The following is a 6623-nucleotide window of genomic DNA, read 5'->3' on the forward strand; positions in this document are numbered from 1 at the left end:
TGATCCATCCGAGACCAAGGAGCACCTTCATGGTGCAGAGTACCGGTGTCTACCCGTCTGTCCGTGTCGATGCTGCCGGGTGGGGTGCTGCTGACCGAGACGGTCCGGATCTGCGGGCTGGGCCGGGTTCTGTCGCAGGAGTTGTCGCCGTGGCGGTCGTCGCTGGCGACGCATGACCCGGCGAAGGCGCTGACCGACCTGGCGATCGCGTTGGCGCTGGGTGGGGACTGCCTCGCGGATGTCGCGCTGCTCCGCGCCGAGCCGTCCGTGTTCGGCACGGTGGCCTCGGACCCGACGGTGTCGCGGACGGTCGACCGGCTCGCCGCCGACGCGGGAAAGGTCCTGGCCGCCGTCGCCCGGGCGACCGCCGCGGCGCGGGGCCGGGTGTGGTCGATGGCCGGGAAGCACGCTGCGGACGAGGCGGTGTCGGTGGACGATCCGCTGGTCATGGATCTCGACGCGACGTTGGTGACGTCGCATTCGGAGAAGCAGGACGCGGCGCCGACGTTCAAGCGCGGGTTCGGGTTTCACCCGCTGTGGGCGTTCCTCGACCACGGCCCGGCCGGGACCGGCGAGCCGGCCGCGGTCCTGCTGCGCCCGGGTAACGCCGGCTCGAACACAGCCGCCGACCACATCACCGTGGCCACCGACGCGCTCGCTCAGGTACCCCGGCGGCTGCGCCGGTCCCGCAAGGTGCTGGTCCGGACCGACTCGGCCGGCGGCACCCATGCCTTCGTGGCCTGGCTGCATCAGCGCAGGTTGGCCTACTCGGTCGGGTTCACCCTGACCGACGAGCACGCCGAAGCCATCGGCAGGCTGCCGAAACAGGCGTGGACGCCGGCCTACGACGCCAACGGCCAGCCCCGGCCCGGCGCCTGGGTCGCAGAGCTGTCCGACCTGCTCGACCTGTCCGGCTGGCCACCAGGAATGCGGATCATCGTCCGCAGGGAACGGCCGCACCCCGGCGCGCAGCTGCGGATCACCGACGTCGACGGCCACCGCTACACCGCCTTCGCGACCAACACCACCCGCAGCCAGCTCGCCGTCCTGGAGCTGCGCCACCGCCGCCGAGCCCGCTGCGAGGACCGGATCAAAGCCGCGAAGGACACCGGCCTGACGAACCTGCCGCTGCACGACTTCACCCAGAACCAGATCTGGTGCGCCGTCGTCGCGCTCGCCCTCGATCTGATCGCCTGGACCCAACTACTCGCCCTCGGCGGCCAGCCAGCCCGACGCTGGGAACCGAAACGGCTACGCCACCGGCTGTTCTGGCAGGCCGGCTCGCCCACCACGCCCGGACCACAGTGCTGCACCTGGCCAGCCACCACCCCTGGACGCCCCTCGCGATCGAAGCGATCACAACGCTGCGCGCCCTACCCAGCCCCGGATAACCCGGGACCACCGACCTCCCACCCCGCCGACCAGAAGAAAAACCCCGGACGTGGACCGGGCACCCACCCCGCGTGACAGCGGGGCCCTCGGCCGCGACCCGACCAGGCCGAGCACGAAAACTCAACATCAACAGGGATGGGAGACAGCCCAGACTCACACCCGATCAAGACACGAAAGATCTGGGCTAGCTCGACCTGAGGCGGGAGTGTAAGAACAACGGCTCTGTCGCACGTCGAGCTCGCTGCGTGGCTGGAACGGGACGACGCCGTCGCGCGCCCGGATCGCGGCCAGCGGCCCATCGTCCTCGACGGCGTTCAGATAGGGGTTGGGCAGCGGCTCGGTGACCGGTATGCCACGCAGCCACGCCCGCCCAGGGAATCCCGCCGGAGCCCTCGGCGTGCGCGCACCTGCTGGTAGCTGTGCCGGGCGTGCCCGACTGGCGCGCGCACCGGCGAGCGTACGTTCGGCCGGGGCGACCAGCCGGTCACGTGCGACCGGCGCGTCGACATCGAACAGATCCACAGAGAACAGGTGGGCCACGAGGCCGTCAAGTGGATGGTCGGCCACTCGGACAGGCAGCAGCCGTTCACCGAGCCAGGCTCGGTCGGCAGTGAACGCCGCCTGCCACTCGGCCGAGTGCTTCGAGCCGTAGTACGCAGGGGAGACGACGGCGATTGTCAGATGCGCCTGACGGATCGCCGCGTCGATCTCGCCGACGAGATGCGCCCCCGCAGAGACCTCCCAGGAACGATGGAACACACGCAGCCCGGTGACCTGCAACTGCCGGGAGAGCAGCGGCACCCGACCCGTGGCATTGCAGCCATCGGGCCAGTACCGCTCGCTGCCGGGAGGTCATGGCGACCTCGCCATCCACGCCCGGGGTCCTTCGGCCGGAGTTGCGCTGGGCTACCTGCCGCACGCCGACCAGCGTGTTGGCGCGGCTACGCAACATCAGTTTCTGTAGATTTCGGGCGCGTTTGATGTCGCCCGCCTGCGTCGCCTTGAAGATCCTCTGCCGTAGCCGCGCTACCTGCCTGTCCTGCGACGACCAGTCGATGGCGTCCCAGTCCGGCAGGTCCTCGGATCCGTTCACCCCGGCGCCGGACACGGCAGATGCCACTACCACGGCGACACTGCTCGCGTACTGCGCCAAGGTGCCCAACGGGCCCCTCGGACTCGGGCGGTTCCTTGTCATCGGTGTGCTCCACAGGCCACCTGGCCCACGTCAGCTCCCTTTCGGGCCCAGGCAAGGATCAGGCCTGGTATACGGCCAGTTACGCGGGCGCGGCCGGCCGAAGGTCCCGCCATCTGCGCCCGCCTTCCTGTCGCCTTTCGGCTGCCGCCGTTCGCTTCTTGAGCCATCCTTTCCCGCCGAGGGATTAGACCCCCCTTGCGGTCGGCTTACCGGAGCCGGTCAGCTCTCCGGACCTCGACGGGGTTTCCGCGTTCCGCACATGTGAGACACGGCCGGGATGGGGTGCCCTCTCTACCCCGGGGCCATGGTGCTCATACGGCCGGGGGAAAGAACCCCAACCGCCATCGCCGCTTCCCAACGGCAGGCCCTGGACGCCGGTACAATCTTCCATCTCCGGCGCTTCTGATGACGAGGCTTCCATCAAGGGTTCACCTTATTCACCCTTCCGGCCTTCCCCTCGCCTGTTCCCGACGGATGGACATCGGTTCTTGGGCTTTTCCCCGGGCTTCACACCCAACGCGTGGAGTGCACGCGCGCGCATGCCGGGGCGGAGACAGGCTCTTGAGCACCAGCCTGGAGACTCAGTACCGTCCCTCGGTCCTCCATCCACCGGTCTCACTCACTCTGTGCGACCTCACCGTCGCAACGTTCGTTCAGAACATCCGCCGCGGCCACTACGAAATCGCCGTCGACACCGATCCACACCTTCGGCTCGCTGCGGCGTTCGCCGAGCTCGCACGCGCCGTCTGACCGCGGTCGCGGGGACCCCCGGCGTGCGCCGCGTCCTCGCAATGCAACAGCGCCGAGGCCGGCATCCCAGGCGACCAGTCAGGCGGCGCGGCGTCGCCCCGAACTCGGCCCGCCCGTCTAGGGAAGCGGCCGGTGCGACCTCTCTGACCTCGGAGTTCTGGTCGTGGGCGTGGGGATCGAGGCTGGCTTGTCGGCCGTCAGCACAAGGCGCTGGCCGCCCGCACTTCGCTGAGCGTTCGCCGCGCGACTTCGCCGAACTCGTCGCCGCCGGTCGTGTCGCTCCAGCGCTCATAGGCGATCGTCAGGGCGAGCGCGCCCAGCTCCGCGGCCACGCGCGAGGCCAGGTCGGGAACGCCGCGGCGCCCGAGCGCGTCGATCATCGATGCGGCGAGGCCCAGTCCCTTCAGCGCCTCACGTTCCCGCAGTTCCGGGTTGGCGGCGATCACTGCCCGCCTCCGAGCGCTGAACTCGCGACGATCGGGTGTGAAGGCTTCCCTCCCGATCGTGTCCAGGGCATGAGCCACAGCTTCGAGCGGGGTTGCCGCGGCCGACGCCTCGGTGATCCCGTCGACAAGTAGTCCGGCCATCGTGTCCCCGCCGAAGAGCACCTCCCGCTTGTCCGGGAAATGACGGAAGAAGGTGCTCTTCGTCAGCCCGGCGCGCTCCGCGATCTCGATCACCGTCGTGTTCTCGTAGCCCCGCTCCGCGAACAGGTCGAGGGCAGCGACAACGAGTCGCTCTGATGCGTTGGGTTGCCAGCGGGCCACGGGAACCAGTCTACGGGACTTGGTCCCGTCACCTGGTATCGTGATGGGACCAAGTCTCGTCACTGTGCCTGCTGGAGGTCCCCATGAGCCGAGCTGTCATCTACGAGACGTTCGGAGGGCCCGAGGTGCTGGAGCTACGGGAAGTTCCGGAACCGCACGCCGGGCCGGGCGAGGTCCGCGTCCGCGTAGCGGCCGCCGGACTGAATCCCATGGACTTGATCATCACCTCGCTGCCCGAGGCGGCGGAGCAGTTCGGTGTCACCGTGCCATCCGGTTTCGGCTACGACTTCGCCGGGGTCGTCGACGAGGTGAGCGGCGGCGCCACGGGTTTTGCTGTGGGCGACCGTGTCTACGGCGGCGCGCTGAACAGAGCCACTGCCGACTTCGTGGTGGTCAAGACACCTGCTGAGGCGCTCTGGCATACGCCGGAGGGCATCAGCGACGAGGTGGCGGCCACTCTTCCCGTGGCCGGCCTGACTGCCGTCGCCGCCTTGGCGGCGATCGACCTGCGGTCTGGCGACACCGTTCTGGTCGGCGGCGCCGCAGGCGGTGTGGGCGTGTTCGCCGTACAGCTCGCGAAGCTCGCCGGCGCCAGAGTGATCGGGACCGCCTCGGAGGGCACGTTCGAGTTCCTGCGGCAGTTCGGCGCCGAACCTGTGGCCTACGGCCCCGGGCTGGCGGACCGGGTACGGACACTGGCTCCAGACGGCGTGACCGCGGCAACCGACCTGTTCGGCACCGAAACGGCCGAGACCGCGCTCGCGCTCGGGGTTCCACCCGAGCGGATCTCCACCATCGCCGCGGGGCCCACCCCTCCCGGCGGCGTGCGCGCGACCGGCGGCATCGACGCGGGCCCGGACGCCCCGCAGAGGATCACCGACGCGATCCTTGCCGGCAAGATCACCGTGCCGATCGCCGCGGCCTTCCCGATCGAGCAGACCCGCGATGCCGTGACACTGCAGGCCGGACGCCACGTCCACGGCAAGATCGTGATCACGCTGTGACCCCGTCTTTGTGAGCAGCCGCGCCATGCCCTGCCCGTCGGGATCGAGTTCGTGCGACGTTTTCAGCTTCGTCGGCCGGATCCGATGGTCCGGACCTACCAGACCTGCAGAACACATGTTTGATTCAGTCGATGATGTTGCAAGTCGGGCGTTCACTCGGCATCGCCTCTGGTCAACAGCCTCGTGGAGACCGGGCGGATGGTGATTTCAGGGCCCTGGACCAAGATCGTTCGGTTCTTAGAGCCTGCCGGTAAATAACCCGTAGATTCCGAAGATGCGGCATGATCGTGCGGTATGGGCGGGTTGGCGGTCAGTCGGGAACTGCTGGCGGCGAAGTTCGAGACGATCTTTCCGCATCTCGACTAGCGGCAGCGCCGGCTGCTGATGGGCGCGGAGGCGCGCGCTCGGGCACGGCGGGATCAGGCTGGTCGCCCAGGCCGCGGGAGTCCGCGAGGCTACGGTGTCCGCCGGTGTCCGCCGGTGTCGACGAGGTGGACGCCGGTGGCGAGCCGCTTGGGCGGGCCCGTCGGCCGGGGGCTGGGCGTAGGCGCGCCGCGGATCTCGATCCTGGGCTTCGCCCGGCGTTGCTCGCGCTGGTCGAGCCCGACGAACGGGGCGACCCGATGTCACCGCTGCGATGGACGACGAAGTCGACCCGCACGCTCGCGGCCGAACTTACCCACCAGGGCCACCGGGTTGGTCCCGACACCGTCGCTGACCTGCTGCGCGCCGAGAAGTTCAGCCTGCAGGGCAACGCCAAGACGCTCGAGGGCCAGCGCCACCCGGACCGCGACGGCCAGTTCCGCTACATCGCCGAGCAGGCCAGTGCCCACCACGACAGCGACGATCCGGTCATCAGTGTCGACACCAAGAAGAAGGAGAATGTCGGCGCGTTCCGCAACGGCGGCCGCGAGTGACGACCCCACGGCGAGCCAGCCGAGGTCTGCACCCACGACTTCCCCAACGAGGCGCTCGGCAAGGCGATCCCCTACGGGATCTACGACCTGGCGGCCAACACCGGCTGGGTGAACGTCGGCACCGACCACGACACCGCCGCGTTCGCCGTCGAGTCGATCCGCCGCTGGTGGACCGCCGTCGGCCAGACCACCTACCCGGCCGCGACCCGACTGCTGATCACCGCAGACGCGGGCGGGTCGAACGGCTACCGCACCCGAGCGTGGAAGGCCGAACTCGCCGCGTTCGCGCTCGCCACCGGACTGACCATCACCGTCTGCCATGTCCCGCCCGGCACCTCGAAGTGGAATAAGATAGGGCACCGGCTGTTCTCGCACATCACGATGAACTGGCGCGGCAGGCCGCTGACCAGCCACGAGGTCATCGTCAACACCATCGCCGCGACCACCGGGCTGACCGTGACCGCCACCCTCGACGCCGGGACCTACCCCGACGGGCTGAAGGTCAGCGACACCCAGATGGCCGCCCTGCCTCTCGACCGCCATAACTGGCACGGCGACTGGAACTACACGCTGCGCCCCGAACCGCCGGCTCCACCAC

3 protein-coding genes and 4 pseudogenes are annotated in these 6623 nt (G+C 69.3%); 4 read left to right on the forward strand and 3 right to left on the reverse strand.

Annotation, left to right across the window (positions count from 1 at the left end; translation table 11 throughout):
• The first annotated feature begins 29 nt into the window (after window positions 1-29).
• Window positions 30-1391: pseudogene (locus NBZ85_RS06370) on the forward strand (IS1380 family transposase).
• Between the two features lie 154 nt (window positions 1392-1545).
• Here the strand turns inward: NBZ85_RS06370 and NBZ85_RS06375 are convergent.
• Together NBZ85_RS06375 and NBZ85_RS06380 are read right to left on the reverse strand one after the other, a co-directional pair.
• On the reverse strand, window positions 1546-2193 hold the full coding sequence (locus NBZ85_RS06375; protein WP_261561642.1) for a toll/interleukin-1 receptor domain-containing protein: 648 nt from the start codon (window positions 2191-2193) through the stop codon (window positions 1546-1548).
• Window positions 2194-2227: 34 nt separating this feature from the next.
• Window positions 2228-2587: pseudogene (locus tag NBZ85_RS06380) on the reverse strand (reverse transcriptase N-terminal domain-containing protein); the annotation flags it as partial.
• A 651-nt stretch (window positions 2588-3238) separates the two neighbouring features.
• On the opposite strand from NBZ85_RS06380, the pseudogene NBZ85_RS06385 reads away from it, so the two are divergent.
• Window positions 3239-3337: pseudogene (locus NBZ85_RS06385) on the forward strand (IS6 family transposase); the annotation flags it as partial.
• A gap of 197 nt (window positions 3338-3534) precedes the next feature.
• On the opposite strand, the gene NBZ85_RS06390 reads toward NBZ85_RS06385, so the two are convergent.
• Complete coding sequence (locus tag NBZ85_RS06390; RefSeq protein WP_368861342.1) at window positions 3535-4104, reverse strand: TetR/AcrR family transcriptional regulator; 570 nt, start codon at window positions 4102-4104, stop codon at window positions 3535-3537.
• Between the two features lie 83 nt (window positions 4105-4187).
• On the opposite strand from NBZ85_RS06390, the gene NBZ85_RS06395 reads away from it, so the two are divergent.
• Window positions 4188-5108, forward strand: coding sequence for an NADP-dependent oxidoreductase (locus NBZ85_RS06395; protein WP_261561644.1), 921 nt, complete (start codon window positions 4188-4190; stop codon window positions 5106-5108).
• Between the two features lie 384 nt (window positions 5109-5492).
• Window positions 5493-6623: pseudogene (locus tag NBZ85_RS06400) on the forward strand (ISAzo13 family transposase); the annotation flags it as partial.

It is taken from the genome of Frankia tisae (genome assembly GCF_025403405.1).
Lineage (GTDB): Bacteria > Actinomycetota > Actinomycetes > Frankiales > Frankiaceae > Frankia > Frankia tisai.